This window comes from Amycolatopsis sp. NPDC059235, from assembly GCF_042754125.1.
Taxonomy (GTDB): domain Bacteria; phylum Actinomycetota; class Actinomycetes; order Mycobacteriales; family Pseudonocardiaceae; genus Amycolatopsis; species Amycolatopsis albidoflava.
Window position 1 is genome coordinate 23,741 of the sequence record NZ_JBHZAG010000029.1, and the last position, 24,111, is coordinate 47,851.

Below are 24,111 nucleotides of genomic sequence, written 5' to 3' on the forward strand. Positions count from 1 at the left end.
GGGGTCGGGCGGCGCGATATTTGAGTTTGATTTCCGGCGGTGATTTCACCCGTTCGGCCCAATCAGGCGTGGGATTGGGGGCCTGGGAGGCTGCGCTGGGTGCGTAGCGGGGAGATCTGGGGCGGGTCGAGGGGCTGTCGCTTCAGGTCGAAGCTGCGGGCTCGTGCGAGATCCGGCTTGGCAGCGGGTCGGGACTCCGGCTGTGGGCAATGACGGGATTCGGCGTGGCGGGAAGGAATCTGAGCGCGAGGTCTGACCGCAGGGCGGTCGGTCGCCACGATGCGGAGTCGGCCGGGCAGGACGCGACCGGTCCCGGCCTGACGATGATTGGCCGGGCCTGGCGACGACTGGGCCTGGCGACGGCTGGGCTGGGCTGGGCCGGGCGCTGATGGGCCAGCCAGTTGCCACGCGAGCTCGGCATCTCTATACGCCGCGGGATTGTTTCTGCCCGAAAGTGGGGGCACTTCCCGCCAGACAGAGCCGAAACACCGGCACCTCACATCAACCCGCTGCCGCCCGCCAGGTTCCCCGCTCCGTCTGGCAGACCTAACCGAGCTTCCGGGGCCTGTCCAGCTGACCCGTCAGGTTCCCCGGCCTGTTCGGCTACCCCGCCGGGTTCCTCGGCCTCTCCAGCTACCCCTTCAGGTCCCTCGCCCCGTCCGGCAGTCCCGCCGGGTTCCCCGGTATCTCCAACTGCCCCGCCCGGTCCCCGCCCCGTCCAGCAGACCCACCGGGTTCCCCGATATCTCCAACTGCTCCACCGGGTCCCCGCTTCATCCGGCAATCCCGCTGGGTTCCCCGTTCTCCGGAGCCGAAACCACTCACCACAAGCCAACCGGCCCGGCCGCCTCCGCAGCCGGGCCGGTTGGCTCGTTATCGCTCAGTCGCAGCCAGCCCGGCCCTCCCCAGGGCCACGCTGGCGCGCGAGCCGACAAAGCCCGCGGCCGGTCCGCACGCCGGTCGCGGTGTGTTCTTCCCCCGAACACCCCGAGCCCGAATACCCCGAGCCCGAATACCTCGAACACCCCGGAACAACTCCGAGCCCCTCGGACGGAACTCAGGCGACCTCGGTCCGGCTGCCGCCCGGGGCGTGCAGCCCCAGCATGTCCAGCAGCAGGGCGCATTCCTGCGCGTCCTTGGCCCGGGACGCGACGGCCAGCGCGGCCTTGCGGCGGCGTTCCTCCTGCCGGGCCGCGTCCGTGTCGTCCACGAGGTCTGGCGCCGGGTGCAATCCGGTGGTCAGGTCTCGCATGGTGGCTCCTCCCCGATCGGCGTCGGCGCGGCTTTCCGCGCTCGCTGCACACCCCTTCAACGGCCGACCCGCACCGGATGTTCCGATGACTCCGGTCACGTCGGCCGGTCAGGCCAGAATGGCACACGACAGGAGCGGCTGGTGCGGCAATAAAAAGGGGGCGTGCGCAGGGCGCGAGCGCGAACAGTCCTAAGTGGACACTAGGAAAAAGCGCCCATTCGGGTGGCATGACTGGCCTCACCCGGCCGGGCGAGTCACCATCCACGCTGTGCATCCCGACCGGCGCCCCGTGCGCACCGCTCTCGTCGGGATGACTGTGCTCGTCCTCGGCGTCCTCACCGCACTGCGCGCACCGGATCTGCCGATCATCGGCGACGGCACCGCGTATGCCGCCGAGTTCAGCGAAGCCGCGGGGCTCCAGACCGGCAACGACGTCCGGATCGCGGGGGTGAAAATCGGCCGGGTGTCTGAGGTTTCCCTCGACGGCGCGTCCGTCCGGGTGTCGTTCCGGGTGTCGGGGGCGTGGCTCGGCGACCGGACATCGGCCTCGATCCGGATCAAAACGGTGCTCGGCCAGAAATATCTCGCGCTCGACCCGGTCGGGGCGGGGTCGCTCGATCCGGACACGCCGATCCCGCGCGACCGGACCACTGTTCCGTATGACGTCCTGCCCGCGTTCCGGCAGCTGGCCGCGACCGTCGACGCCATCGACACCGACCAGCTCTCGCGCAGCTTCCACGCCATTTCCGAGACCTTCGCGCACACACCGGCCGACGTCCGCGCGACGCTGACCGGGCTGTCGCGGCTCTCCGACTCCCTCTCGACCCGCGACGCGAAACTGGCTCACCTTTTAACGCAAGCACGCACGATTTCCGCCACGCTCGCCGACCGCGACGCGCAGCTGACCCGGCTTCTCGCCGACGGCAACCAGTTGCTGGACGAGGTGAGCAAACGCGAGTCGGCCATTCAGGCGTTGCTCAGCGGAGCCCGCCAGTTAGGCGTCGAGGTATCCGGGCTCGTCGCCGACAACGACCGCGAACTCGGCCCGGTGCTCGCCCAGCTCGACCGGCTCACCGCGCTGCTCGAACGAAACCGCGCGTCGCTCGCCGAAGGAATCCGGAAAATGGCCCCGCTCGTCCGCTTCGCCGCGAATCTCACCGGAAACGGCCGGTGGATCGACGGTTACCTGTGCGGCCTAATCCTTCCCGCGATCGGACCGCTCAACGAGCACGGCTGCTTCAGTCCATGAGCCCGGGACCGCCAGTGATCCGCACGGTGACCTGGTTGTCGTTGTACGTGTAGGCCTCGTAAGTGAACTCGACACCGGTCTTCTCGACGTGCTCGGTCCACGCCCGGTACTCGTGCCGTTTCCAGCCGGGGAAGTTGAAGAACTCGTCGAAGTGCACGATGCTGCCGACCCGCAGCCGCGGGCCGACGTTGTCCAGCACGGTCTTCGCCGAGCTGTAGAGATCACCGTCGACGTGCAGGAAATCGACCGGACCGGGGTGCTTCTCCAGGAATCCGGGCAGGCTGTCGGAGAACAGGCCGACGACCAGTTCCGCCCCCGGCACGTCCGGCAGGTCGTCGCGAGCGAAGGCGCCGGCGGGCATGCCGTTGAGCCACGCCTCGGGCAGTCCGTCGAACGAATCGAAGCCGTACACCTCGGTGGCCTTGCGCGCGGCCGTGATGGTGCGCAGCGTGTTCCCGGACGCGACGCCGAACTCCAGCGCCATCCCGCCGGTGGGCGCGAGGGAAAGCGCGTACTCCAGCGTTTCCTTGGGGCTGCCGAAATGCTGCGCCCCGATCAGGCTTTCGCGCGCGAAGACGTTGCTCTCCAGAGCCGCGTCCTGGTCGCCGGCGTACACGATGTCGCGACGGCTGCGGATTTCGAACTCGACCACGCGGTCCAGCAGCCGATCCCCCTGCCGGACGACCTCGGAGCGCAGTTCCTCGCGTGTCCGCTCCAGTTCCGCGCGCAGTTCGGCGAGCTGGTCGGTGTGCGGATCGTGCAGCCGGGCCGCGGCCCGGCGCAGCACCAGGCCGGCCTTCCGGCGCAGCGCAGGGCCCAAAGTCCTTGTCGTCAGCCGATCTTGGCTTTCCTGGTTCATTCCGGGACGATAGCCGACAACCGGACGCCGCCTCGAACTGCCTGGTTTACCCGGGAGTAGCCGTCCGCCGGACCACCGCGGATCCCTGCGCCGCCGCGCACAACGTCGACTTCCCGTCTCTGTCCACTGTGTACAGATCGCACCGGCAGGTGGCCCGCGAACGACTCGCTTGGACCACCATCGCTTCCGCGCGCAGCAGCACTCCGTCGGCAGGGACGAGGTAGTCGATGGAGAAACCGCTCGTGAGCAACTGCGCGCCGAGCACACTCCCGGCGGCGAAGGTAAGCGCGTTGTCCGCGGCGTAGGCGAGGACGCCGCCGTGCAGGTAGCCGTTCTGCTGCCGGAGATCGTCGCGGACCTCCAGCTCCAGCACCGCGCGGCCGTCGCCGAATTCCTCGGCTCGCGCGCCGAGCAGGACGCTGAACGGTTGTGCGGCGAGTCCGGCGCGCGCGAAGTCCAAGTCCATTCCCAGTCCTCACTTCAGTAGTGAAGTACTTCAGTAGTGAAGTGAGGATGGCGGCGAGGAGAGATCACTGTCAAGATCCCCGCATGGCCGCCGACGAACGTCTTTTCTTCCTGCTGCAGAGCGCGGCACACCGGCTGCGCGTCGAGGGCGACCGGCGCTGCCTCGCGGCGGGCGGCGTGACGACCGCGCAGCTCGGCGCGCTGCTCGCGGTGCACGATCGGCCGGGGCTCACCCAGCGCGAACTGGCCGCTGAGCTGGGCCAGCGCGAATCCGCGATCACCGCGATGACCGGGCGGCTGATCGACGCCGGGCTGATCGTCCGGGAGCCGCATCCGCGGCAGCACCGGGCGCTAGTGCTGGACCTGACCGCCGAGGGAACCGCGACGCTAGCCCGGCTTCGGCCGGTGATCGAAACGTTCAACGGCGAGCTGCACGCGCTGCTCGGGGACGCGTTCGGGCCGACCAGCGAGGCGCTGCGGCAGCTGGTGGGATGGCCGGGTCCCTCTGTGGTTGTCCGTGAGGGGAACCCTGAGGGACTCTGATTCCGTCAGGGTTCCCCTCACGGACGGCGGCGGAAGCGCTAGGGGCCTGTCCGGGTGCCGGGCCGACCCGCGCACCGGCTAGCTTCACCAGATGTCACCCGCCACACCCGTCCCCGCCGCCTCCCGGCAACGTGCGGGCCGCACCATGTCCGGCGTGGCGATCATGACGGCCCGGCTCTGGTGGGCCTGGCAGACGGTCCGATCCGCAGGCGTCGCGTACCTCTCGGCTCAGCGTTCGGAGCCGTCCCCGCCCTGTTCCGCGAGGAATCGTTCGAACTGCGAGCCCAGCTCGTCCGCCGTCGGCATGTGTTCCTGCGATTCGGCGAGCAGGCTGTGCCCGGACGCTTCGGTGAACGTGTCGTACTGACGCTCCAGCGCGCGCACCACGTCGGCGGATTCGTCGGATTCCGCGACCTGGCGGTCGATTTCCGCCTTGGCCACCTCGGCCGCGGTGCGCAGTTCGCCGTCGGGCAGGCGCAGGCCGGTGGCCTTGCCGATGGACTCGAGGATCGTCAGCGCGGCGGCCGGATAGGTCGACTGCGCCAGGTAGTGCGGCACGTGCGCGGCGAAGCCCATCGCGTCGTGGCCCCATTCGCCGAAGCGGTACTCCAGCAGCGCGGCGATGCTGCCCGGGACCTGCATGCGATTGGGCAGCGGCTGGTGCTCGCCGACCAGGTGCTCGCGGGTCGCGTGCGCGGTGACGCCGAGCGGGCGCGTGTGCGGGGCGCCCATCGGAATCCCGTGGTAACCCACGGTCAGCCGCACGCCCCAGCGCTCCACCAGCTGCCGCACGGCGGCCGCGAACAGCTCCCATTCGCGGTCCGGTTCGGGGCCGGACAGCAGCAGGAACGGCATGCCGTCGTCGTCGTGCAGCAGGCGCACGACCAGCTCGGGAGCCTCGTATTCCTCCCAGTGGTCGACCGCGTAGATCATCGTCGGGCGGCGCGACCGGTAGTCGATGAGCCGGTCGACGTCGAACCGCGCGATGACCCGGTTCTCCACTTCGCCTGCGAGGTGGTCGGTGACCAGCCGCCCGGCCGAGCCCGCGTCCATGAAACCCTCGAAGAAGTGCAGGAGCACGGCTCCGTCCAGGTCGGGGACGTCCGAGTCCACCTCGTACAGTTCCTCGGGATCGAGTCCCACCGGATCCTCCTGCTGCTCGCTTGCACGGACGTACGCGGTACAACGCGGCCCGGCTGCGAATCCATCCCGCGCGCGGCGGAAATAGTAACGCCCCGCACTCATCGGCCACCCCGGATCGGGGGACCGTGACACTTGTCGTGGGCATCTGCGCGTCCGGTCGGGCACTCTGAGCAGGTGAACACCGAGGAATCCACCACTCTGCAACTGCGGCTGCGCCCGCCCGAACACCGGGTGAGCCGCCGGGCGATCGGCCATTGGGCGGCGTCGGCCGGGACCGGCTGGCTGGTCGTGCTCGCGGTGCAGGCGGTGGTGGTCGCGACCGCGGACGACCCGCCGTCGTGGCTCACGGTGACGCTGGTGCTCTCCTGCGTGCTGGCCCCGCTGCACCTGCTGATCATGCCGCAGTGGCGGTATCGCGTGCATCGCTGGGAGGTCACCGGCGAGGCCGTCTACACCCAGTCCGGCTGGCTGAAGCAGGAGTGGCGGATCGCGCCGATCTCGCGGATCCAGACGGTCGACGTCGAACGCGGTCCGCTGGAGCAGCTGTTCGGACTGGCCCGGCTCACCGTCACGACCGCGTCGGCCGCCGGGCCGTTGCGGATCTCCGGGCTCGACCGCGAAGTCGCGGTCACGCTGGCCGACGAGCTGACCCGCACCACCCAGGCCGTGCGCGGGGACGCGACGTGAACGCCACCGCGCCCTCCCCGCCGGTCGCCGCCGAAGGCACCGGCGACGCGCCCTGGCACCGTCTCGACCGCCGGATGTTGTTGATCCGCCCCGTTCTCGACCTGGTGAAGTCGCTTCCGGTACTGGTTGGCGCGCTGCTGCTCGGCCACGGGAATTACTGGCAGTGGATCGGTCTCGTGGCCACCGCCGTGACTATCGGCGTCGGCATTTCGCACTGCCTCACCTCGCGCTACCGCGTCACCGCGACCCAGATCGAATGGCACACCGGGTTGCTGCTGCGCAAGCAACGCGCGATTCCGCTCGATCGAATCCGTGCCGTAGACGTGGTTTCAGAGCCGAAACATCGGCTTTTCTCGCTTTCCGCAGTACGAATCGGCACCGGACGGCACGAGCACGGAAAGGGGCCGGGCAAGGACCAGCTGGTGCTCGACGCGGTCACCCGTGCCGAAGCCCAGCGGCTGCGGACCCTGTTGCTGCACCGGAAACCGGCCGAATCCGAGGCGCCGCGACCGCCGGAGTCGCTCGTCGCCGAGGTCGACAAGCGCTGGGTGCGGTTCGCGCCGTTCACGCTGTCCGGGCTCGCCCTGGTCGCGGCGATTCTCGGCACCGTCTATCACTTCGCGCACGAACTGCACTTCGATCCGACGAGCTTCGGGCCGCTGCGCGACCTCACCGCCCGCGCGCTCGCACAGCCGGTGTGGCTCACCGTGGTGCTGGCGGCGGCCGGGCTGCTCGTGCTGGTGTCGGTGCTGTCGGTCGGCGGATACGTGTTGTCGTTCTGGAACTTCCGGCTCACGCGCGAACCGGGCGGGACACTGCACATCCGGCGCGGGCTAATCACGACTCGGTCGGTGTCGATCGAGGAAGACCGGTTGCGCGGGGTCGAGATCAAGGAACCGTTGCCGCTGCGGATGGTCGGCGGCGCGAAGTGCGTCGCGGTCGCGGCGGGTCTGCGCGAGGGCAAGGGCGCGGACCGCGGCGGCGGCCTGCTGCTGCCGCCCGCTCCGGCCGCGAAGGCCACGGAGATCGCGAGCGACGTGCTCGGCGAGGACTTCGCGAACATCCCCCTCGTGCGGCATTCCCGGCGCGCGCTGACCCGCCGGATCACCCGTGCCGTCTTCGCTGTGCTGGCGCTGTCGGCCGCGCTGTTCGCGCTGGCTCGGCTCGACGTGCTGCCGGAATGGCCGTGGCAGGCCGCGCTCGTGCTGCTGCCGTTCGCCGTCCTGGTGGGCTTCGACCGGTACCGCTCGCTCGGCCACGCGATCACCGGCCGGTACCTGGTGACCCGTTCCGGGTCGCTGGCCAGGGCGACGGTCGCCGTCCGGCGTGACCGGCTGACCGGGATCGTCGTGCACCAGTCGCTGTTCCAGCGGCGGGCCGGTCTCGTGACCGTCACCGCGCCGATCGCCGCCGGCCGCGGGCACTACCGCGTGCTGGACGTCGAGCAGGGCGCCGGGCTCGCGCTCGCCGACACCGCTGTGCCCGGATTGCTGACACCGTTCCTTGCTGGGGCGGAAAAACCGTGACCTGTGGTAATTTACCGACGCGTTCGTGACTGAATTCGGTGATCTCACGAAGAGGCTTTCAGGATGTCGGAACCCGGACTCCGTCGGACGGCCGGCGCCAACAGTTCCCGCAAAGTGCTCCAGCTGCTGTTGTCGTTCACCGAACAGCGCTGGGAGGCCAGCGTGGCGGAACTCGCCGGGGTGATCGGCAGCCCGGTCGCCACCACCTATCGCTACGTGCAGCTGCTGAAGGAACTGCAGCTGCTCGAAGAGGCGCGCTCCGGGCGCTACCACGTCACCAGCCGCGTCATGCCGCTCGCGCGCGCCGCCCGGCTCGCGAACGACCTGGCGCGGATCGCGCGGCCGACGATGGAGGAGGCCGCGCGCGAACTCGGCGAGACGATCCTGCTGTTCCAGCACTTCGGCGATTTCGCGGTGTGCAGCGACCGGGTCGAATGCGACCGCGCGATGCGGTTCACGTTCCAGCCGGGGCATTCGATCCCGCTCGGCGTCGGCGCGACCGGGAAGATGCTGCTCGCCCTGCTGCCCGACGGCGAACGCGAACGCCAGGTCGCCCGGATCGCCGACGAACGCGGTGCCGAGGTGCGCGACACCCTCAAGCACGCGCTGGTCAACCGCTATGCGCAGAGCTGGGGCGAGATCGAGGACGGCGTGTGGGCGTGCTCGGTACCGGTCGACGCGGACCGGCTCCGGCCGAGCGTGCTTAGCCTCGTCGGGCCGGCCACGCGCGTCGGCGACACGGAGCGCGAACGGGCGATCACGGCGTTGCGCGGCTACGCCGAGCAGATCGGAAAGGCGATTTCCGAGTACTCGGTGTAGCCGTAAAATCGGACCGGTGATCCGTCTCGCGGCCCCCGCCGACCTGTCTGTGTTGCCCGACCTCGAACGCGCCGCCGGAGAACCGTTCCGGACCGTCGGCATGGCCGAGATCGCCGACGACGCACCGCCTTCGGTCGAGGACCTCGCGGTGTTCCAGTCCGAGGGCCGGTGCTGGGTCTGGGACGACGACGGGGTGATCGCGGCGTACGTGCTCGCCGAGGAAGTCGACGGTTTCGGCCACGTGGAACAGGTTTCACTGCTGCCGAGCCACGCACGCCGCGGCTTGGGTCGAGCACTGATCGAGACGGTCGGCGCATGGGCAACGGAGCGCGGGCTGTCCGGGCTGACGCTGACGACGTTCGCGGAGGTGCCGTGGAACGCGCCCTATTACGAGCGGCTCGGGTTCCGCGTGCTGGCGGACGAGGATCTCGGACCGGCACTGCGGGAGATCCGGCGGACGGAGATCGCGCGGGGGCTGGACCGGTGGCCGCGGGTGGCTATGGTGCGTTCTTCCTTGTAGCACAAGCGGTTTTGGCCGTCCCGACCTAGTTTTCGAAGGCCCGCTTCAGTTTCTCCAGCGAGGCCGCGATCTGTTCCATCTCCGCCGGGGTGAGATTCGCGGCATAGGAGTCCTCGAGGTAGCGGTCGTAGTGCTCCATGGCCCGCTGATAGGCGATGCCGTGGTCGCGGAGCCGGAAGATCTGCACACGCCCGTCGGCGGGGCTTTTCTCCCGGGAGAGATAGCCGTCCTGCTCCAGGCGGGCCAAGTGCTGGCTGATCGCGCCCTTCGATACGCCGACTTTCTCGGCCAGCTGCTTCGGCGTCACGTCCGGGTCGCGGATGATCAGCCCGAGGATGAGGTGCTGCTGATTGGTCAGCTCGAACTCGTCGTAGCGGGGACCTTTCCGCTCGACGGCGGCCCACATGTCCACGATCAGCTGGTTGATCCGGTCCGCCAGCACCCGGGTTTCCTCGTCTGCCACGAGGGTCATTGTCCCGGAACGCTCTCCTTCTCCCGCGCACGGCCGCGCTTTTTGAGGCCCAGCAGCGCCTTCACCTTGCGGACGACCTCCTTGCCGACGCCCGCGGTCCCGATGAGCCCGCAGGCTTCCGCGACCACGATGGTGACGCCGACGAAGGCGGCCTTGCTTCCGCCGTCCAGGGGCAGGAAGAGGGTGACCGCGATGCTCAGGTAGAGCAGGCCGCACAGCACGAGGAAGGCGACTCCGATCTTGAACCTGAGCGGTTTCTTGGGTTTGGGCTGGACTGGAGGGTTCGAGGTCTGCGTCATGCAATTAGTTTAGATATCTAAACTAATTGCGGCAAGCAGTTGAGTGGGCCTGGCGCGGGGCGAGTCGTTGTTCGTCGACGGCCGCGGAAATGGCAGCACGGCAGGCTTGCCGGGTGCCAACCGAGAGCGGGCGTCACGCGTCTTGTGACGGTGATCGGCGGCAGAGAGCTTTCTTGGGACGGGTGTGTCAATGTTCGGGATCTCAACGGGCTGGGGCGGGTCAGGCCGCGCGCGGTGGTCCGGATGGAGGCGCCGACGCGCTTGAGCGAGGCCGGGTGGGCGGCGGCTTGGGCATATGGGGTCCGCACTGTGGTCGATCTGCGCGAGCCCGACGAGCGCGAGCCGGACGACGCACCGAGACCGGCGGGAATCACGACCGTTCATGTCCCGCTGGAACCGGTCGGCACGCCGTTCTACGAGAAGTGGAAGAAGATCGACAACTTGGCCTCGCCGCTGTACTTCCCGGCGATGCTGGCCGAACACCCCGAGTTGGTGGTCACCGCCGTGCGGGCGATCGCGAACGCCGCGCCGGGGTGCGTGGTGTTCCACTGCTCCGGCGGCAAGGACCGGACGGGGCTGCTGGCCCTGGTGCTGCTCACGCTGGCCAGAGCAGCACCGGAGGAGATCATCGCCGACTATCTGCTGGCCTACGACCGGATGAAGCAGCGGTACGACGCACTCGGCATCCCTGACCAACTGACCGGAGTGACCAAGCTCCTCGCGGCCCGCAACACCACCGTCGAAGCATCGCTGACCTCAACGATCACGTCGTTGACGATGCCGGACTACCTTCTCGACAACGGCCTGTCCGATACCGAACTGACCGCCTTGCACGCCCGCTTGACCATCTGACGAACAGGTCGGCCGGCGAGAACCTTCAGCGCCGGCTAACCGTCGGGCCGCCTGGCCCGGGTCGCTCGCGAGGGGGACCTGGATTGCCCCCAGAATCGAACACGTGTTCTACTGATCGGGCCGGCCCCGGAGGGGGAAGCTCCGCGGGCCGGCACCCAGGCAGAACCCCTCCCCTCGATCGATCCCAGGAGGCAGTGTGGCGGTCAAGATCACCCACCTCGCCAGTGGTCAGCAGGTCCGCTTCGCGAACGCGGACGGCGCTCGCCGCTATGCCGAAATCATGGGCGGCGGCGTCGACAAATGGCGCTTCACGATCGTTCCCGGAGACCACGGGGCTCCCGGCATGCCGGCGGCGGTCGTCAACGTGCCGGTGTGGCGGACCGTCGCTCGGTGACCGGTTCTCGTTGGCTCCCACGGTGATCGGCGCGGCGCGAGACCGCCGTGCCGATCACCGGGACAACGTCACCCGCTGTTTGTTGCCTACTGGCCACGCCTTGTGCTCCACTGTCGATCACCCACTGCTGTAAGTCCCGCGACGCGGGACCGCCGCTTGTCAGCAGCAACCACCTCGGCACGGCCCTGCACCCGTGCCAAGACGGACAGAAGGAGCGGCTCCTTGCTTGCGCACCAGCGTGGAACACATCGGCGTGGAAAAATCCGAGTCACTGTCGCGTTGTCGGTCCTCGCGCTCGCGGTCGGGGCCGGCGCGGCCCACGCGGCGCCGGCGGCCACCCCGAAAGCCACCGCGTGGCCCGGCGGGTCGAAGGTGGCCATCGCCGACGACTCCGGGGTTTTCGGCACCAACCTCAGCGGCGTGTCGTACGAATCGCCCAGCGTCCTGTGGGCGGTGAAGAACGGCCCGAGCACCCTCTACCGGCTCGTCCAGGACGGCGGCAAATGGCGGCCCGACACCGCCAACGGCTGGGCCAAGGGCAAGTCCATGCACTACTCCGACGGCAGCGGCGACCCGGACGCCGAAGGGGTCGTCTTCACCCCGGACGGCGTCTTCACCTCGACTGAGCGCGACAACGACAACGGCGACACCAGCAAGCCCGCTGTGCTCCGGTACGCGACCTCCGGGTCGGGCAAGTCGCTGAACGCGACCGGGGAGTGGGACCTCACCTCGGACCTGCCTTCGGTCGAGCCCAACAAGGGTCTCGAGGCCATCGCCTGGGTGCCGGACTCGGCGCTCACCGCGCACAAATTCCGGGACGAGCACACGAAAGCCGCCTACGACCCGGCGAGCTATCCGAACCACGGGACCGGCCTGTACTTCGTCGGGCTCGAGGCCAACGGGAAGGTCTACGCGTACGCGCTCGACCAGTCCGGCACCAAGTACACGCGTGTCGCCACCATCGACAGCGGGTTCCCGGCGGTGATGGACCTCGAATACGAACCATCGACCGGCCACCTGTGGGCCGAATGCGACAACACGTGCAAGGGCCGCACCACCACGCTCGACATCAACGCCAAGGGCGCGTTCGCGGTCACCGCGCAGTACGACCGCCCGTCCGGGATGTCGAACTACAACAACGAGGGTTTCGCGATCTCGCCGACCTGCGCGAACGGAAGCAAGCAGGTCGTGTGGTCCGACGACGACAACGACGACAACCACGCGCTGCGCACCGGAACGCTCGCCTGTAAGTAGTCCTTTGTAGACAGACAGCTGCGGCGGCACCAGGACATCGGCGCCGCCGCAGTGTCGTCAGTTCTTCAGCAACCGGTCCAACGCCCGCGGAACAGCAGCCGCCAGCAAGTCCAGCTCCGCCTCTTCGGCGACCAGCGGCGGCGACACCGCCATCCCCTTGCCGAGCGAACGCACGATCACGCCTTCCTCCAGCAGGAACTTGTGCAACCGGCCGGGCGCGCCCGGGTCCGCCGACAGCAGGTCCGGCGCCAGCTCCACGGCGGCCAGGAATCCCAGCCCAGCCCGGACTTCCGCCACCGCCGGATGCCCGACCGCACCGGAAAGCGCGTCCGCGAGCGGCTTCTCCAGCGCCTTGCCGCGCGGGATGATGTCGTCGCGCTCGTAGATGTCCAGCGTCGCGTTGGCCGCGGCGCAGGCGACCGGGTGCCCGGCGTACGTCGCGCCGTGGCGCAGGATCGGCGCGCCCGGACGGCCGGTGAAGAACGGCTCCGCCACGTGCGGCGCGACCAGCAGCACGCCCAGCGGGATCGTCCCGCTCGTCACGCCCTTCGCCGTCGTCACCAGGTCCGGCTGCACCGACCAACGGTCGATGCCGTACCAGGTGCCGAGCCGGCCCCACGCACAGATCACGCAGTCCGCGACGAACAGCACCTCGTGCTTGCGGCAGATCGCCGCCACTTCCTCGATGTACCCGTCCGGCGGCAGCAGCACGCCGCCCGCGCCGATGACCGGCTCGCAGAAGAACGCGGCCACTCGCTCCGGCCCCACGCGGAGGATTTCCTCCTCCAACGCCGCCGCGTTGTCATACGGCACCTGCGAGAAATCCGCGGCAGGCGGACCCCAGCCCTCCGCGTTCACCGGGATCCCGGCCGCCGCGGTGCCGAATCCGTGCGTGCCGTGGTAGCCCTGGGTCCGGCTGATGACATGGGTCTTGTCCGGACGTCCGGTGTGGACGAAGTAGGACCGCGCGATCTTCACCGCGGTGTCCACCATGTCGCCGCCGCCCGAGCCGAGGAACACCTTCGACCCCGGCACCGGCGCCAGCTCGGACAGCCGCGACGCCAGCTTCAGCGCTGGCTCGTTCGCGACGCCGCCGAACAGGTTGTACGCGTCCAGCTTCTCCAGCTGCTCCGTGACCGCGCGGGTGATCTCGGGACGGCCGTGGCCGAGGTTCGAGTACCACAGCGAAGCGGAGGCGTCGAAGTAGCGACGGCCCGCGTCGTCCCAGACATAGGACCCCTCGCCGCGGGTCACCACGAACCGGTTCCCGTCGACCGCGCCCATGTCCGCGAACGGGTGCCACAGCGGGTTCGGCTGCTGGTCCGGCATTGCTCCTCCTCGGGGTCGGCTCAACCGGCTGGCGCCGCGGGGAGCGGCGACCGGCCGCCGCCGCCCTTTCTACCCGCCCGGCCGGGGATCGGCGAACCGCGACCCCTCGACGCGCGCCATCGCCGAACTCCGCAGTCCGGCGTCCCGATGGCTCCGATGGCGCTGTCCCCGGCCGGGCAGACTAGGCGCCTGCCGCCGCGACGGACGGCGGCAGGCCAGCTCGCCCTTGAAGATCTCGGCGGCGCGGACCAGATCGGCGTAAGCCTCGACGTGGATCCGGTTGATCGCGTCGTGCGCGTCGCGGGCGGCCGCGTCGAGCCACGCGCAGTAGTCGCTTCGGGTCTGGGTCCGCATCGCGCGCCCCCTGCTCAGACGTTTTCGACGGTGGTTGCCTGTGCGTTCGCGGGCGCGGAACTCAGTGACACGCCCTTCCGGTCCTTGACGAAGAAGCTGGTGACCAGGCCGATCACGGTCATCACGGCGAGGTAGCCGGCGACCGCGTAGACCGTTCCGGTGCTGGTCTGCAGTGATTCGGCGATGGTCGGCGCGAAGGCCCCGCCGAGCACCGCGCCGATCGCGTACGAGATCGCCGCGCCGCTGTAGCGGACCGTGGTCGGGTACATCTCCGCGTACAGCGCCGATTGCGGACCGTAGGTGAACCCGAGCCCGACCGAGAACAGGAACAGCGCCACCAGAAGCAGTCCGACGTTGGCCGTGTTGATCAGCGCGAAGAACGGGAACATCCACGCCAGCTGGATGACGAACCCGATCCGGTAAGTGCGGACGCGGCCGATCCGGTCCGCGAGCCAGCCGCCGATCAGCGTGCTCACCAGCCAGGCGACCGCGGACAGCATCACCGCGATCAGCACTGTCGACCGGCCGAGGTGCAATGTCTTCGTGGCATACGACTGCACGTATCCGCCGGTGGTCATGTAGCCGACGGCGTTGTTGGCCGCGAACAGCAGCGCGCCCGCGATCACCAGCTTCCAATGGTGCCGGAACAACTGCACCAGCGGCATGCTCGAGCGCGCCTTCTTCTCGCGGACCTCCTCGAACACCGGGCTTTCCGCGACCCGCGACCGGATCATCAGCCCTGCGACGATCAGCACCACGCTCAGCAGGAACGGGATCCGCCAGCCCCACGCGAGGAACTGCTCCGGCGACGTCACCGCGGTGACCAGCGCGAGGACGCCGTTGGCCAGCAGCAGCCCGATCGGCACGCCGATCTGCGGGAACGCGCCGTACAACCCGCGTCGCTCAGCGGGCGCGTGCTCGACCGCGAGCAGGGCCGCGCCGCCCCATTCGCCGCCTGCCGACAGCCCCTGCACGATCCGCAGCAGCACCAGGATGATCGGCGCCCACACGCCGATCGACGCGGTGTTCGGCACCAGGCCGATCAGCACCGTCGAGATCCCCATCAGCAGCAGGGTGAGGATCAGCATCGCGCGCCTGCCGAGGCGGTCGCCGAGATGCCCGGCGATGATCGCGCCGATCGGGCGGAAGAAGAAGCTGATGCCGACCGTCGCGAAGGACACGATCAGCGCGTCCTTGCCGAGCACTGCGAAATACTGCGTCGCGAAGACCAGTCCGGCGCAGATCGCGTAGATGAAGAAGTCGAACCATTCGATAGTCGTGCCGACCATGGCCGCCAAGACGACGCGACGGTGCTCTCTGCTGATCCCGGTCGTGCGCGGCATCGCGCCTCCCCTGCTGCTGACGGTGCTTCAGGCCGTGGCAGATCGTATATAATCAGTCGTCACCCCGACAAGGCTCAATGAGGTAACTGAACAGGCTTTTTGCCCAGATAGCCCAGTCGCGGCCGCGAGCGCGCGTCTCTCGTTCGGCGCATCGTCTGGATTGAATGTATATTATTTAGCGCGGCGAACGGACCGGTTACCGTGGCCTGGACACCCCGCCCCGGCGGGCTGTGAAGGGGAGGCGACAGGGATGTCCACAACACACGAGACGGCCGGCGGGCTCAGCAAGAGCCAGCACACGTACCAAGTCCTCAAGTCCCGGATCACCGCGGGCGCGTACCCGGCGGGCCACCGGCTGGTCCTCGGTTCGCTGGCCAAGGAATTCGACGTGAGCACGGTCCCGGTGCGGGAAGCGGTGCGGCTGCTGCAGGCCGAGGGGCTGGTGCACTTCGAGCGCAACGTCGGCGCGACCGTCGCGGCGATCGACCCGGTCGGCTACGAGCACACGATGCAGATGCTCGCGATCGTGGAAAGCGCGGCGACCGCGCTCGCCGCGCCGCACCTGAGCGCCGACGACCTCGCTGAGGCCAGCGAGCTCAACGACCGGATGCGCGCCGGTCTCGACCAGCTCGAGCCGGTCGAGTTCACCCGGCTCAACCACGAGTTCCACGAGGTCCTCTACACCCGCTGCCCCAACCCGAGCCTGGTCGACCTGGTCAAGAAGGGCTGGGCCCAGCTCGCCAGGATCCGCGATTCGACGTTCTCGTTCGTCCCCGCCCGCGCGCTCGCCTCGGTCGCCGAACACGACCAGCTGCTCGATCTCATCCGCTCCGGCTCCGGCGCCGAATGGATCGAGCACTGCGCGCGGGCGCACCGATCAGCGACCCTGGACGCGTTCCTCAGCTGGGAGGCGGACTCGCACAGCTGACCTCACGCGGTCATGCACGCGAGGATCGTCGCGAAATCCTGCCGCGGAATGGAAAACAAGCCACGGCGGAACGGCAACCCCCAATGCGCGGGATCGGTGACGAACGACAGCTGGTCGACTAGCGGCTTCGCGTCCACGCGCCGGCAATCGTGAAAGGTGACCGCGAGCCGCCACGGCTGGAATTCGTCGCTTACGTAGGCCTGGTAAGGCTTGTCGCCGGCAATGGTGGCCCACGCGGTGAATTGCCGGACGGGCTTTCCTCCCTGCAAGCTCGTACGCGGCGAGTAGAAAATCATCTCGTCGCCCGGACGTGGCTGACGGAGACGTTTTCCCGCCCCGTGATCCGCCTGCGTGAAGCTGCCTTCGATGGCCCCTTCGACGTGGTCCAGAGTGACGGTGTTGATCCAGAATCGCTGATCGGAAGGGGTCATTTCGCGGTCAATCCTTCGACGAGACCGGTCGTCGGCCTGCCGAGGAGCCGGGAAAGATCGTCGCCGACCCGGGCGAAAACTCCGCCCGCGATGGTTTCGTCGAGGCTGACCAAGAAGCTGGCCAGCTCGCCGTCCATTCCCGTTTTGCCGAGCATTGCCCGCAATTCTTCGGAAGCGACCGGCCGATAAACGACCTCTCGCTCCAGCACGACGGACATCGCTTCGGCAATGTCGGCGTAGGTGAAGTCCGTGTCGCCGGAGAGGCTGTACGTGACATTGTCGTGGCCATCAGTGGTGACCACGACGGCCAACGCCTCGGCAAGGTCTTTCCGGCTGGCCGCCGCGACGACGGCGTCACCGGTCGCGGCGGCGAGGACGCCGGTGAAGCGAGGACCGGCCAGCGACTGAACATAATTCTCGATGTACCACGTGTTCCGCAGAATCGTGTATGTCAAGCCGGAAGCGACAAGAGCCTTCTCGGTCGCACGATGGTCCGCGTTGATCTCGAAGCGCTCGTCGTCGGCGCGGACTCCGCTCGTGTAGTAAACGTGCCGGGCGTCCTTCGCCGCCTCGATGACCGACTCGTGCTGTGCGAGGCGATTCTCGTCGCGGCCCGAGATCAGCACGATGTCCGGGTGCCGGGCGACCAAGTCCGCGACGGCGGCCGGATCCGACAGGTCGACGGCAGCGGTGCGGAACCCGGCGGAGGCGAGTTCCTCGAGGCGCGCCTGGTTCCGCCCTGCCGCGGTGATCGTTTCGGGGCTCAGGCCCCTGGCGGCCAGCGCGTCCAGGACGTGCTGGCCGAGTGCTCCGGTAGCCCCGAAAACCAGGGTGCTCGCGTCAGCCACGGTCGTGGAGGGTGACGTGGTAGCCGTCGGGGTCGGCGAAGGTGAACGTCCGGCCGAAGGGGCCGTCGATCGGCGCGGACACGATCTCGTGCCCGTCGGCGACGAGTGCGTCGTGAATGGCCTGGACGTCGGTGGCGAGCAGCCAGATCGCGGCGCCGATGCCGGGCCGGGCGGCGGAGGCGAGGTCGGTGCCGGGAACGACCTCGCGGAGCGCGAACGCGATCGGCTTCGTCTCGAAGACGACGGCGTGCGGAGGTCCGGCGGGCGAGCGGACGAGGCCGAGGTACCGCTCGTAGAACGCCTGCGAAGCGTCCAGGTCACGCGCCTGGAGCGAGATGAAGTCGGGGCCGATGGCGGGCACGGTGCTGCTCCTTTTCGTCATGTCAGGTTCCTGACACCGTCTAAGGTATGTCAGGATCCTGACATTAGTCAAGGCCGCGAAGGTCCGATCTTGGACACGTCACTGAGGCTGTCCGCGTTCGTGACGCGGGCAGTGGATGAAGGAGGCGGCGGCGCGCCCCGGCTAGACGGCGCCTAGCTGCGCGGTTTCCGGTACCACCGCGGCGAAGTGTTCAGCGGCGGCTTGAGCTTCGCGCGCACCACCAGCACGTTCGGCTCGTCCGATTCCACGAATTCGCTCAGCAGCCGGCGAAACGCGCGGCCGAAGCCGGACACCCGGTCCGCGTGCACGCCGAACGAGCGGGCCAGCCCGACGAAATCGGGGCTGTCCCAATCGACTCCGCGGTGCGGCAGGCCTTCCTGGTCCTGGTCGAAGCGCAGCATGCCGTAGCCGCCGTCGTCCACGATCACGACCGTCACCGGCAGCTGTTCCTCGGCCAGCGTCGCCAGATCCCCTACCGCGTAAAGGAAACCGCCGTCGCCGGTGACGCACAGGACGCGACCGCCGCCGGTCGCCTCGGCCGCCGCGCCCGCGCCGAGCGACGCCGGGAAGCCGTAGCCGAGCGTGCCCCAGCCCATCGGGTACGCCAGCCGCCGCGGCGCGCGGACCCGGTGGAAGCCGCCGATCCAGTATCCGGCGACGCACATGTCGGTGACGATCGTCCCGTCCGCCGGGAGCACTTCCTCCAAAGTGGACAGAAAGTCGGCGGCCTGCGGCTCCTCGTCGCGGATGCGCCTGCGCACCCGGCGGCCGATGCCGGCCAGCCGCGCGGTCAGCTCGTCCAGGCCGGGGCGAGTTTCCGGATGCAGGGATTCGACGACGCGGCGGGCGTCGCCGACCAGGGTTACGTCCGGCCGGTAGTTCTTCGCCGCGTCGCCGGCGTCGACGTTGATCGCGATCAGCTTCGGCGGCGCGGGCATCAGCCAGTTCTGCGTCATCAGGCCGTCGAAGTCGGTGCCGATCGCGAGCACCACGTCGGCCTCGTCCCACAGCTGCCCGACCTCCGGCGCGTGCACCGGATTCGGGGCCAGGCAAGGATGTTCGGGCGGAAGCAGGCCGCGCGCGCCGAACGTGGTGAGCACCGGCGCGGCGAGCCGCTGCGCGAGCTGCCCGATCGCTTCCCCGGCTTCGGAACGCAGCGCGCCGCCGCCCGCCCAGATCAGCGGACGGCGCGCGGACGCCAGCAGCTCCGACGCACGAGGCAGGTCCGGCAGGTCGAGCACGCGCTCGGCGGGCGGCGCGGGCGGTTCGCGCGGCGGCGTGGTCTCCCGGAGGAAATCGGTCGGAATGCCCAAATACACCGGGCCGCTTTGCGGCATCAGCGCGAGCCGGGCGGCGCGGTGCAGCGTCGTGGCGATCTGGTCCGCGCGGTGCACGGTGAACCCGGCTTTGGTCACCGGCGCGAACATCGCCTGCTGGTCGGAAGTTTCGTGCAGCACCCCGCGCACGACACCCGGACGGCGCAGCGTCGACGGGATGTCCGTGGCGATCACGAGCACCGGGGCCGCGGACGCCATCGCCTCGCCGACCGCGCCGAGCGTGTTCGCCGCGCCGGGGCCGGTGGTCACGAGCGCGACGCCGAGTTTTCCCGTCCTGCGGGCATAACCGTCGGCGGCGTATCCCGCGGTCTGTTCGTGCCGGACGTTGACGAGCCGGATCCCGGTGTCCGCCAACGCCTCCCACAGCGGCAGGTTGTGGACTCCCGGCAGGCCGAACACCACCTCGGTCCCGAGAGCCGTGAGCGCGTCCCCCAGCTGCTGAGCTCCAGTCCGTCCTGCCACGCCAGCGATGGTATCCGCCCCCGGTAAGCAGCCGCAGACACGTCACCGGACAGGGTTTGTCAGGGTCCGCGGCCTGCCGCGCCGCCCCGTTGTCCCCCACCTGGCCGCGAGATCTGAGATACCGGCTTTTTCGTGCGTACACTCCGGGTGCCGGGGACGCCGAGGTCCCCGTGGCGGCGGAAAGGGGTGTCCGAATGCCGTTGATGCCGGTGACCGACTCGATGTTCCTGATGGTCGAAACCCGCGAGCACCCGATGCACGTCGGCGGGCTCCAGTTGTTCCGCAAACCCGAGGGCGCGGGCGAGGACTACCTGCGCGACCTTCGCCGCGGCCTGCTGGAGTCGGACAACATGCGCAGCGTGTTCCGGATGCGGCCGAGCCGCCCGGTGAACACCGTCGGGCACGTGCGCTGGTCGCGTGACACCGACCTGGAGCTCGACTATCACTTCCGGCATTCCGCGCTGCCGCAGCCGGGCCGGATCCGCGAACTGCTCGAACTCACCTCGCGCTGGCACAGCACGCTGCTCGACCGGCACCGGCCGCTGTGGGAAACACACCTCATCGAAGGACTGCGCGACGGCCGGTTCGCGGTGTACTCGAAGATCCACCACGCGCTGATGGACGGCGTTTCGGCACTGCGGCATCTGCAGGGCACGCTGTCGGACGACCCGGCCGACCTGGACTGCCCGCCGCCGTGGGGTTCGCGCGACAAGCCCGCCGCGAACCACAACGGCCGCGCCCCGGCGTCGCCGTTCGCCCTGGTGGGCAAGACGTTCGAGCAGGTCGCGGGTATCGCGCCAGCCGCGGCGAAGGTCGCCCGCGAGGCGTTCCGCGAGCACCGGCTCACGCTGCCGATGCAGGCGCCGAAGACGATGCTGAACGTGCCGATCGGCGGCGCGCGCCGGTTCGCCGCGCAGTCCTGGCCGCTCGACCGGGTGCGCGAGGTCGCGACCGCCGCGGGCGTGTCCCGCAACGACGTCGTGCTCGCGATGTGCTCCGGCGCGCTGCGCGACTACCTCATCGAACAGAGCGCGCTGCCGGACGCGCCGCTGGTCGCGATGGTCCCGGTGTCGCTGCGCCGCCGCGACTCCGGCGACGCGACCGGCAACAACATCGGCGCGCTGCTGTGCAACCTGGCCACCGACGAGACCGATCCGGCGCGGCGGCTGGCCGCGATCTCCGAGTCGATGTCGAACGGCAAGAAGCTGTTCTCGCAGCTCTCGCCGCTGCAGACGCTGCTGCTGTCCGGGATCAATGTGGCCCAGCTGGGGGCGTCGCCGATCCCCGGCGTCGTCGGCAACACGCGCCCGCCGTTCAACCTGGTGATCTCGAACGTCCCCGGCCCGCGCAAGCAGATGTACTGGAACGGCGCGGCGCTGGACGGCATCTACCCGGCGTCGGTGCTGCTCGACGGGCAGGCCCTGAACATCACGCTGACCAGCAACGGGGACAACCTCGACTTCGGCGTCACCGGGTGCCGGCGCAGCGTCCCGCACCTGCAGCGGATCCTGACGCATCTGGATACGGCGCTCGCCGAGCTGGAATTCGCGACGCGGGGGTAGCCGGTCAGTCGATGCCTTCCGGGCTGGCTCCGCCGACCGGGACGGCTTGGGCGACGATGCGGTCGATCTCGGCGAGGTCCGCTGAGGTGAGCTGAAGGTCGGTCGCGCTCTTCTCGATGCTGGCCGGGCGGCGGGCGCCGACGATGGCGACGTCGGCCTTCGCCAGCGTCCACGCGATGGCCAACTGGCTCACCGCCGCACCTCTGTCCTTGGCGAAAGCGGCGAGCTGGTCGACGATCTTCAGGTTGTGCCGCAACGAGTCCCCACGAAAAGCGGACGAGCGCGAGCGCCAGTCCGCCGGGTCGAACGCCGTCTCGGCAGTGAGCGAGCCGGTGAGCAGACCGCTGCCGAGCGCGCTGTAGGCGAGCACGCCGAGGTTGTGCTCGCGGGCGTACGGGAGCGGATCGGTTTCCGCGCCGCGGCGGAAGAGGTGGTAGGGCACCTGCACGGTTTCCACCGTCTCGTTCAATGCCGTCTTGTTCAATGCCGTCTCGTTCACTGCGCTGAGCTGCGCGGAGTCGTAGTTCGACACTCCGGCGTGGCGGATCTTGCCCGCGTCCACGAACTCCCGCAGCGTCCCGGCGACCTCGGCGGCCGGCGTCCGCGGGTCGGGCCAATGGATTTGGTAGAGGTCGAGATGGTCGACGCCGAGCGCGCGCAGGCTCTCGTCCACGCCTTGCGTAAGCCATGCTCGACGCGAATCGCGGATGCGTTCGGAACCGGGGTTCGTCCCGCCTTTGGTGGCGATGACGACGCTGTCGCGGCGGTGGTCCAGTTCGCTGCGCAACGCTTTGCCGAGGAGCGCTTCGGCGGTGCCATAGGCGCGGGCGGTGTCGAAGAGCGTGATGCCCAATTCGTGCGCGCGCCGGATCGCCGCGATCGCGGTGTCCTCGTCGAAGCCGCCCCACTGGCCGCCGAACCCGCCGGTGCCGAAGGCGATCCGGGAGACTTCGAGGCCGCTGCGGCCAAGGGGCGTCGTCCGCATGCGCCGAGCACAGCACTCTTCGCTTGACCTCGCCGAGCGTTCTCAACTGCTGATTATTCGGTTGACAATCAGAGGATGCTCGCCAGGTGAGCCTCCTGGAGCCGTTGCGGCACCGCAGTTTCCGCGCCCTCGCCGCCGGGCGAACGCTCGGCACCTTCGGCAACTCGGTCGCTCCGGTCGCGCTCGCGTTCGCGGTGCTCGACCGCACCGGGTCGGCGGTCGATCTCGGGCTGGTCGTCGGCGCCCGGTCGCTGGCGAACGTGCTGCTGCTGCTTTTCGGCGGCGTCCTCGCGGACCGGCTGCCGCGCGCGGTGATCCTGCAGGGCACCGAGATCGCGGCCGGGCTCAGCCAGGCGCTGATCGCCGCGAGTGTCCTTTGTGGATTCTCTTCGATCCCGTTCCTGATCTCGCTGAGCGTGGTCAACGGGGCGGTCGCGGCGATGTCGCTGCCCGCCGCGGGGGCGATCACTCCGCAGACCGTGCCAAGGGAACTGCTGGCCCCGGCGAACGCGTTGCTGCGGTTGCTGATCAACGGCGGCCGCATCGCCGGGGCCGGAGTCGCCGGGGTCGCGGTGGCGGCGACCGGATCCGGCTGGGCGCTGGCGCTGAACGCGCTGCTGTTCTTCGCCGCCGCGCTCGCCTATCACGCGGTCCGGTTGCCGCGGACCGACCGGGTTTCGGGCAGCAGGCCGATCGCCGATCTGATCACCGGGTGGCACGAGTTCCGGTCCCGCACCTGGGTGTGGGCGGTGGTGGCGCAGTTCGGCGTCGTCAATGCCGCCGGAATCGGCGCGCTCGCGGTCATCGGGCCGGTCGTCGCGGACGAAACCTTCGGACGGTCCAGCTGGGGCCTGGCGCTGGCGGTGCAGACCGCGGGCGCGTTCCTCGGCGGGATCGTCGCCGCGCATTGGCAGCCGCGGCACGCCTTGTTCATCGGAGTGGCCCTGGTGGCGATGGACGCGCTTCCGGTGCTGACGCTCGGCTGGTGGCCGTCGCTCGTCCCGCTGCTGATCGCGATGCTGGCGGCCGGGCTCGGGATGGAGCAGTTCAGCGTCGCGTGGGACGTGTCGCTGCAGGAGCACATCCCGCCCGACCGGCTCGCCCGCGTGTACTCCTACGACATGGTGGGTTCACTCGCCGCGATGCCGCTCGGGCAGATCGCGGCGGGTCCCCTCGTGCAGCACTTCGGCCGCGAGCCGGTGCTAGTCGCGTGCGGGGTGCTGATCCTGGTTTCGACCGGGCTCGCGCTGTGCAGCCGCGAGATCCGGCAGCTCACGAACCGGCAGGCGGCTCCGGTCGCACCGACAGGAAGTTGACCGCGCTCGCGCTGAACACCAGTTCGTCGTCGCCGTTGAACACTTCCATCCGGGTGCGGACGAGGCCGCGATCGGGCTTCGACTTCGACCGCCGCGCCTCGGTGACGGTCGCCCGCATCCGCAGCCGGTCCCCTGGCCGCACGGGGCGCGGCCAGCGCAGTTCGTCGATGCCGGGGCTGCCGAGGCTCGCGACCGACGACAGGTAGTGGTCGGCGAACATCCGCATCATCAGGCTGGACGTGTGCCAGCCGCTCGCGATCAGCCCGCCGAACGGGCCATCCTTCGCCGCCGCCGGGTCGACGTGGAAGCTCTGCGGGTCGTACTTCTCGGCGAACTCGACGATTTCCGCTTCGGTGACGGTCGTGTCGCCGAACTCGTACACCGATCCCTCGGGGTAGTCCTCGAACCAGCGGTCGTCGATGGGCGCGGTGAACTCGGTCATACGCGACAGCCTGCCACAGCTGATCGCGCCGGAAACGTGACTCGCGTCTGCCCGGCGA

Annotated in this window: 27 protein-coding genes; 12 read left to right on the top strand and 15 right to left on the bottom strand. The window is 69.3% G+C overall.

The window, feature by feature from the left end:
- Window positions 1–1,057: 1,057 nt before the first annotated feature.
- Window positions 1,058–1,252, bottom strand: a complete 195-nt coding sequence (locus tag ACFXI3_RS20330; RefSeq protein WP_037715467.1) for a hypothetical protein — start codon at window positions 1,250–1,252, stop codon at window positions 1,058–1,060.
- A gap of 310 nt (window positions 1,253–1,562) precedes the next feature.
- Here ACFXI3_RS20330 and ACFXI3_RS20335 point away from each other — a divergent pair, with 310 nt between their 5' ends.
- A complete protein-coding gene (locus tag ACFXI3_RS20335; RefSeq protein WP_378401338.1) occupies window positions 1,563–2,501 on the top strand; it encodes an MCE family protein in 939 nt (312 codons plus the stop codon).
- Here ACFXI3_RS20335 and ACFXI3_RS20340 read toward each other — a convergent pair.
- Together ACFXI3_RS20340 and ACFXI3_RS20345 are read right to left on the bottom strand one after the other, a co-directional pair.
- On the bottom strand, window positions 2,491–3,360 hold the full coding sequence (locus ACFXI3_RS20340; protein ID WP_344271102.1) for a class I SAM-dependent methyltransferase: 870 nt from the start codon (window positions 3,358–3,360) through the stop codon (window positions 2,491–2,493). The two genes, ACFXI3_RS20335 and ACFXI3_RS20340, sit on opposite strands and share 11 nt — an antisense overlap.
- A 46-nt stretch (window positions 3,361–3,406) precedes the next feature.
- Entirely contained in the window at window positions 3,407–3,826 is a 420-nt protein-coding gene (locus ACFXI3_RS20345) for a PaaI family thioesterase (protein ID WP_378401241.1), read from the bottom strand.
- A gap of 83 nt (window positions 3,827–3,909) precedes the next feature.
- Here ACFXI3_RS20345 and ACFXI3_RS20350 point away from each other — a divergent pair, with 83 nt between their 5' ends.
- Window positions 3,910–4,368 (top strand): MarR family winged helix-turn-helix transcriptional regulator, encoded by a 459-nt coding sequence (locus ACFXI3_RS20350; protein ID WP_378401243.1) that lies wholly within the window; start codon window positions 3,910–3,912, stop codon window positions 4,366–4,368.
- A 228-nt stretch (window positions 4,369–4,596) separates the two neighbouring features.
- Here ACFXI3_RS20350 and ACFXI3_RS20355 read toward each other — a convergent pair whose 3' ends face one another.
- Window positions 4,597–5,511, bottom strand: coding sequence for a proteasome assembly chaperone family protein (locus ACFXI3_RS20355; RefSeq protein ID WP_378401245.1), 915 nt, complete (start codon window positions 5,509–5,511; stop codon window positions 4,597–4,599).
- 174 nt (window positions 5,512–5,685) lie between these two features.
- Between ACFXI3_RS20355 and ACFXI3_RS20360 the strand changes: the two genes are divergently transcribed.
- The 4 genes from ACFXI3_RS20360 (at window position 5,686) to ACFXI3_RS20375 (ending at window position 9,063) form a co-directional block, all read left to right on the top strand.
- Entirely contained in the window at window positions 5,686–6,198 is a 513-nt protein-coding gene (locus tag ACFXI3_RS20360; protein WP_378401247.1) for a PH domain-containing protein, read from the top strand.
- 74 nt (window positions 6,199–6,272) lie between these two features.
- A complete protein-coding gene (locus ACFXI3_RS20365) occupies window positions 6,273–7,724 on the top strand; it encodes a PH domain-containing protein (RefSeq protein WP_378401340.1) in 1,452 nt (483 codons plus the stop codon).
- A 63-nt stretch (window positions 7,725–7,787) separates the two neighbouring features.
- Window positions 7,788–8,543 carry an IclR family transcriptional regulator gene (locus ACFXI3_RS20370; RefSeq protein ID WP_378401249.1) on the top strand — a complete coding sequence of 252 codons (756 nt, stop codon included), beginning with the start codon at window positions 7,788–7,790 and terminating at the stop codon, window positions 8,541–8,543.
- A 16-nt stretch (window positions 8,544–8,559) separates the two neighbouring features.
- The gene (locus ACFXI3_RS20375) at window positions 8,560–9,063 is read left to right on the top strand and encodes a GNAT family N-acetyltransferase (RefSeq protein ID WP_378401251.1); all 504 of its coding nucleotides are present in this window, start codon (window positions 8,560–8,562) and stop codon (window positions 9,061–9,063) included.
- A 25-nt stretch (window positions 9,064–9,088) separates the two neighbouring features.
- On the opposite strand, the gene ACFXI3_RS20380 is transcribed toward ACFXI3_RS20375, so the two are convergent.
- Both ACFXI3_RS20380 and ACFXI3_RS20385 read right to left on the bottom strand, forming a co-directional pair.
- Window positions 9,089–9,535: a MarR family winged helix-turn-helix transcriptional regulator gene (locus tag ACFXI3_RS20380; RefSeq protein WP_378401253.1), complete on the bottom strand. Its 447-nt coding sequence runs from the start codon at window positions 9,533–9,535 to the stop codon at window positions 9,089–9,091.
- The gene (locus ACFXI3_RS20385; RefSeq protein ID WP_378401255.1) at window positions 9,532–9,834 is read right to left on the bottom strand and encodes a transporter suffix domain-containing protein; all 303 of its coding nucleotides are present in this window, start codon (window positions 9,832–9,834) and stop codon (window positions 9,532–9,534) included. The genes ACFXI3_RS20380 and ACFXI3_RS20385 overlap by 4 nt, the downstream gene beginning before the upstream one ends.
- A 150-nt stretch (window positions 9,835–9,984) precedes the next feature.
- On the opposite strand from ACFXI3_RS20385, the gene ACFXI3_RS20390 reads away from it, so the two are divergent.
- From ACFXI3_RS20390 to ACFXI3_RS20400, 3 genes are all read left to right on the top strand, one after another.
- Entirely contained in the window at window positions 9,985–10,686 is a 702-nt protein-coding gene (locus ACFXI3_RS20390) for a tyrosine-protein phosphatase (protein WP_378401257.1), read from the top strand.
- 196 nt (window positions 10,687–10,882) lie between these two features.
- The gene (locus ACFXI3_RS20395) at window positions 10,883–11,080 is read left to right on the top strand and encodes a hypothetical protein (protein WP_344272298.1); all 198 of its coding nucleotides are present in this window, start codon (window positions 10,883–10,885) and stop codon (window positions 11,078–11,080) included.
- Window positions 11,081–11,359: 279 nt separating this feature from the next.
- Entirely contained in the window at window positions 11,360–12,334 is a 975-nt protein-coding gene (locus ACFXI3_RS20400) for an esterase-like activity of phytase family protein (RefSeq protein WP_378401259.1), read from the top strand.
- A gap of 57 nt (window positions 12,335–12,391) precedes the next feature.
- Here the strand turns inward: ACFXI3_RS20400 and ACFXI3_RS20405 are convergent, their stop codons facing one another.
- From ACFXI3_RS20405 to ACFXI3_RS20415, 3 genes are all read right to left on the bottom strand, one after another.
- Entirely contained in the window at window positions 12,392–13,663 is a 1,272-nt protein-coding gene (locus tag ACFXI3_RS20405; protein WP_344271069.1) for an aspartate aminotransferase family protein, read from the bottom strand.
- Window positions 13,664–13,732: 69 nt separating this feature from the next.
- Window positions 13,733–14,017 (bottom strand): hypothetical protein, encoded by a 285-nt coding sequence (locus tag ACFXI3_RS20410; protein WP_378401261.1) that lies wholly within the window; start codon window positions 14,015–14,017, stop codon window positions 13,733–13,735.
- A gap of 14 nt (window positions 14,018–14,031) precedes the next feature.
- Window positions 14,032–15,360: an MFS transporter gene (locus ACFXI3_RS20415; protein ID WP_378401263.1), complete on the bottom strand. Its 1,329-nt coding sequence runs from the start codon at window positions 15,358–15,360 to the stop codon at window positions 14,032–14,034.
- Window positions 15,361–15,610: 250 nt separating this feature from the next.
- On the opposite strand from ACFXI3_RS20415, the gene ACFXI3_RS20420 reads away from it, so the two are divergent.
- Window positions 15,611–16,288, top strand: a complete 678-nt coding sequence (locus ACFXI3_RS20420; protein WP_344271061.1) for a GntR family transcriptional regulator — start codon at window positions 15,611–15,613, stop codon at window positions 16,286–16,288.
- Window positions 16,289–16,290: 2 nt separating this feature from the next.
- Here ACFXI3_RS20420 and ACFXI3_RS20425 read toward each other — a convergent pair whose 3' ends face one another.
- From ACFXI3_RS20425 to ACFXI3_RS20440, 4 genes are all read right to left on the bottom strand, one after another.
- The gene (locus ACFXI3_RS20425; RefSeq protein WP_378401265.1) at window positions 16,291–16,719 is read right to left on the bottom strand and encodes an EVE domain-containing protein; all 429 of its coding nucleotides are present in this window, start codon (window positions 16,717–16,719) and stop codon (window positions 16,291–16,293) included.
- On the bottom strand, window positions 16,716–17,567 hold the full coding sequence (locus ACFXI3_RS20430) for an NAD(P)H-binding protein (protein WP_378401267.1): 852 nt from the start codon (window positions 17,565–17,567) through the stop codon (window positions 16,716–16,718). Before ACFXI3_RS20430 ends, ACFXI3_RS20425 begins: the two co-directional genes overlap by 4 nt.
- Entirely contained in the window at window positions 17,560–17,928 is a 369-nt protein-coding gene (locus ACFXI3_RS20435) for a VOC family protein (protein ID WP_344272295.1), read from the bottom strand. The genes ACFXI3_RS20430 and ACFXI3_RS20435 overlap by 8 nt, the downstream gene beginning before the upstream one ends.
- 173 nt (window positions 17,929–18,101) lie before the next feature.
- Window positions 18,102–19,748, bottom strand: coding sequence for a thiamine pyrophosphate-binding protein (locus ACFXI3_RS20440; RefSeq protein ID WP_378401269.1), 1,647 nt, complete (start codon window positions 19,746–19,748; stop codon window positions 18,102–18,104).
- Between the two features lie 194 nt (window positions 19,749–19,942).
- On the opposite strand from ACFXI3_RS20440, the gene ACFXI3_RS20445 reads away from it, so the two are divergent.
- Window positions 19,943–21,310: a wax ester/triacylglycerol synthase family O-acyltransferase gene (locus tag ACFXI3_RS20445; protein WP_344271050.1), complete on the top strand. Its 1,368-nt coding sequence runs from the start codon at window positions 19,943–19,945 to the stop codon at window positions 21,308–21,310.
- Between the two features lie 4 nt (window positions 21,311–21,314).
- Here ACFXI3_RS20445 and ACFXI3_RS20450 read toward each other — a convergent pair whose 3' ends face one another.
- Window positions 21,315–22,295 carry an aldo/keto reductase gene (locus tag ACFXI3_RS20450; RefSeq protein WP_378401271.1) on the bottom strand — a complete coding sequence of 327 codons (981 nt, stop codon included), beginning with the start codon at window positions 22,293–22,295 and terminating at the stop codon, window positions 21,315–21,317.
- 86 nt (window positions 22,296–22,381) lie between these two features.
- Here ACFXI3_RS20450 and ACFXI3_RS20455 point away from each other — a divergent pair, with 86 nt between their 5' ends.
- Window positions 22,382–23,611 (top strand): MFS transporter, encoded by a 1,230-nt coding sequence (locus ACFXI3_RS20455; RefSeq protein ID WP_378401273.1) that lies wholly within the window; start codon window positions 22,382–22,384, stop codon window positions 23,609–23,611.
- Here the strand turns inward: ACFXI3_RS20455 and ACFXI3_RS20460 are convergent.
- Window positions 23,568–24,053, bottom strand: a complete 486-nt coding sequence (locus ACFXI3_RS20460) for a MaoC family dehydratase (RefSeq protein WP_378401275.1) — start codon at window positions 24,051–24,053, stop codon at window positions 23,568–23,570. The genes ACFXI3_RS20455 and ACFXI3_RS20460 overlap by 44 nt on opposite strands.
- Between the last annotated feature and the right edge of the window lie 58 nt (window positions 24,054–24,111).

Excerpts from the sequence above, each read along its gene's own strand:
- ACFXI3_RS20330 (WP_037715467.1), bottom strand. The coding sequence starts at position 1,252 with ATGCGAGACCTGACCACCGGATTGCACCCGGCGCCAGACCTCGTGGAC.
- ACFXI3_RS20335 (WP_378401338.1), top strand. The coding sequence starts at position 1,563 with ATGACTGTGCTCGTCCTCGGCGTCCTCACCGCACTGCGCGCACCGGAT.
- ACFXI3_RS20340 (WP_344271102.1), bottom strand. The coding sequence starts at position 3,360 with ATGAACCAGGAAAGCCAAGATCGGCTGACGACAAGGACTTTGGGCCCT.
- ACFXI3_RS20345 (WP_378401241.1), bottom strand. The coding sequence starts at position 3,826 with ATGGACTTGGACTTCGCGCGCGCCGGACTCGCCGCACAACCGTTCAGC.
- ACFXI3_RS20350 (WP_378401243.1), top strand. The coding sequence starts at position 3,910 with ATGGCCGCCGACGAACGTCTTTTCTTCCTGCTGCAGAGCGCGGCACAC.
- ACFXI3_RS20365 (WP_378401340.1), top strand. The coding sequence starts at position 6,273 with ATGTTGTTGATCCGCCCCGTTCTCGACCTGGTGAAGTCGCTTCCGGTA.
- ACFXI3_RS20370 (WP_378401249.1), top strand. The coding sequence starts at position 7,788 with ATGTCGGAACCCGGACTCCGTCGGACGGCCGGCGCCAACAGTTCCCGC.
- ACFXI3_RS20380 (WP_378401253.1), bottom strand. The coding sequence starts at position 9,535 with ATGACCCTCGTGGCAGACGAGGAAACCCGGGTGCTGGCGGACCGGATC.
- ACFXI3_RS20385 (WP_378401255.1), bottom strand. The coding sequence starts at position 9,834 with ATGACGCAGACCTCGAACCCTCCAGTCCAGCCCAAACCCAAGAAACCG.
- ACFXI3_RS20405 (WP_344271069.1), bottom strand. The coding sequence starts at position 13,663 with ATGCCGGACCAGCAGCCGAACCCGCTGTGGCACCCGTTCGCGGACATG.
- ACFXI3_RS20410 (WP_378401261.1), bottom strand. The coding sequence starts at position 14,017 with ATGCGGACCCAGACCCGAAGCGACTACTGCGCGTGGCTCGACGCGGCC.
- ACFXI3_RS20415 (WP_378401263.1), bottom strand. The coding sequence starts at position 15,360 with ATGCCGCGCACGACCGGGATCAGCAGAGAGCACCGTCGCGTCGTCTTG.
- ACFXI3_RS20420 (WP_344271061.1), top strand. The coding sequence starts at position 15,611 with ATGTCCACAACACACGAGACGGCCGGCGGGCTCAGCAAGAGCCAGCAC.
- ACFXI3_RS20425 (WP_378401265.1), bottom strand. The coding sequence starts at position 16,719 with ATGACCCCTTCCGATCAGCGATTCTGGATCAACACCGTCACTCTGGAC.
- ACFXI3_RS20445 (WP_344271050.1), top strand. The coding sequence starts at position 19,943 with ATGCCGTTGATGCCGGTGACCGACTCGATGTTCCTGATGGTCGAAACC.
- ACFXI3_RS20450 (WP_378401271.1), bottom strand. The coding sequence starts at position 22,295 with ATGCGGACGACGCCCCTTGGCCGCAGCGGCCTCGAAGTCTCCCGGATC.
- ACFXI3_RS20460 (WP_378401275.1), bottom strand. The coding sequence starts at position 24,053 with ATGACCGAGTTCACCGCGCCCATCGACGACCGCTGGTTCGAGGACTAC.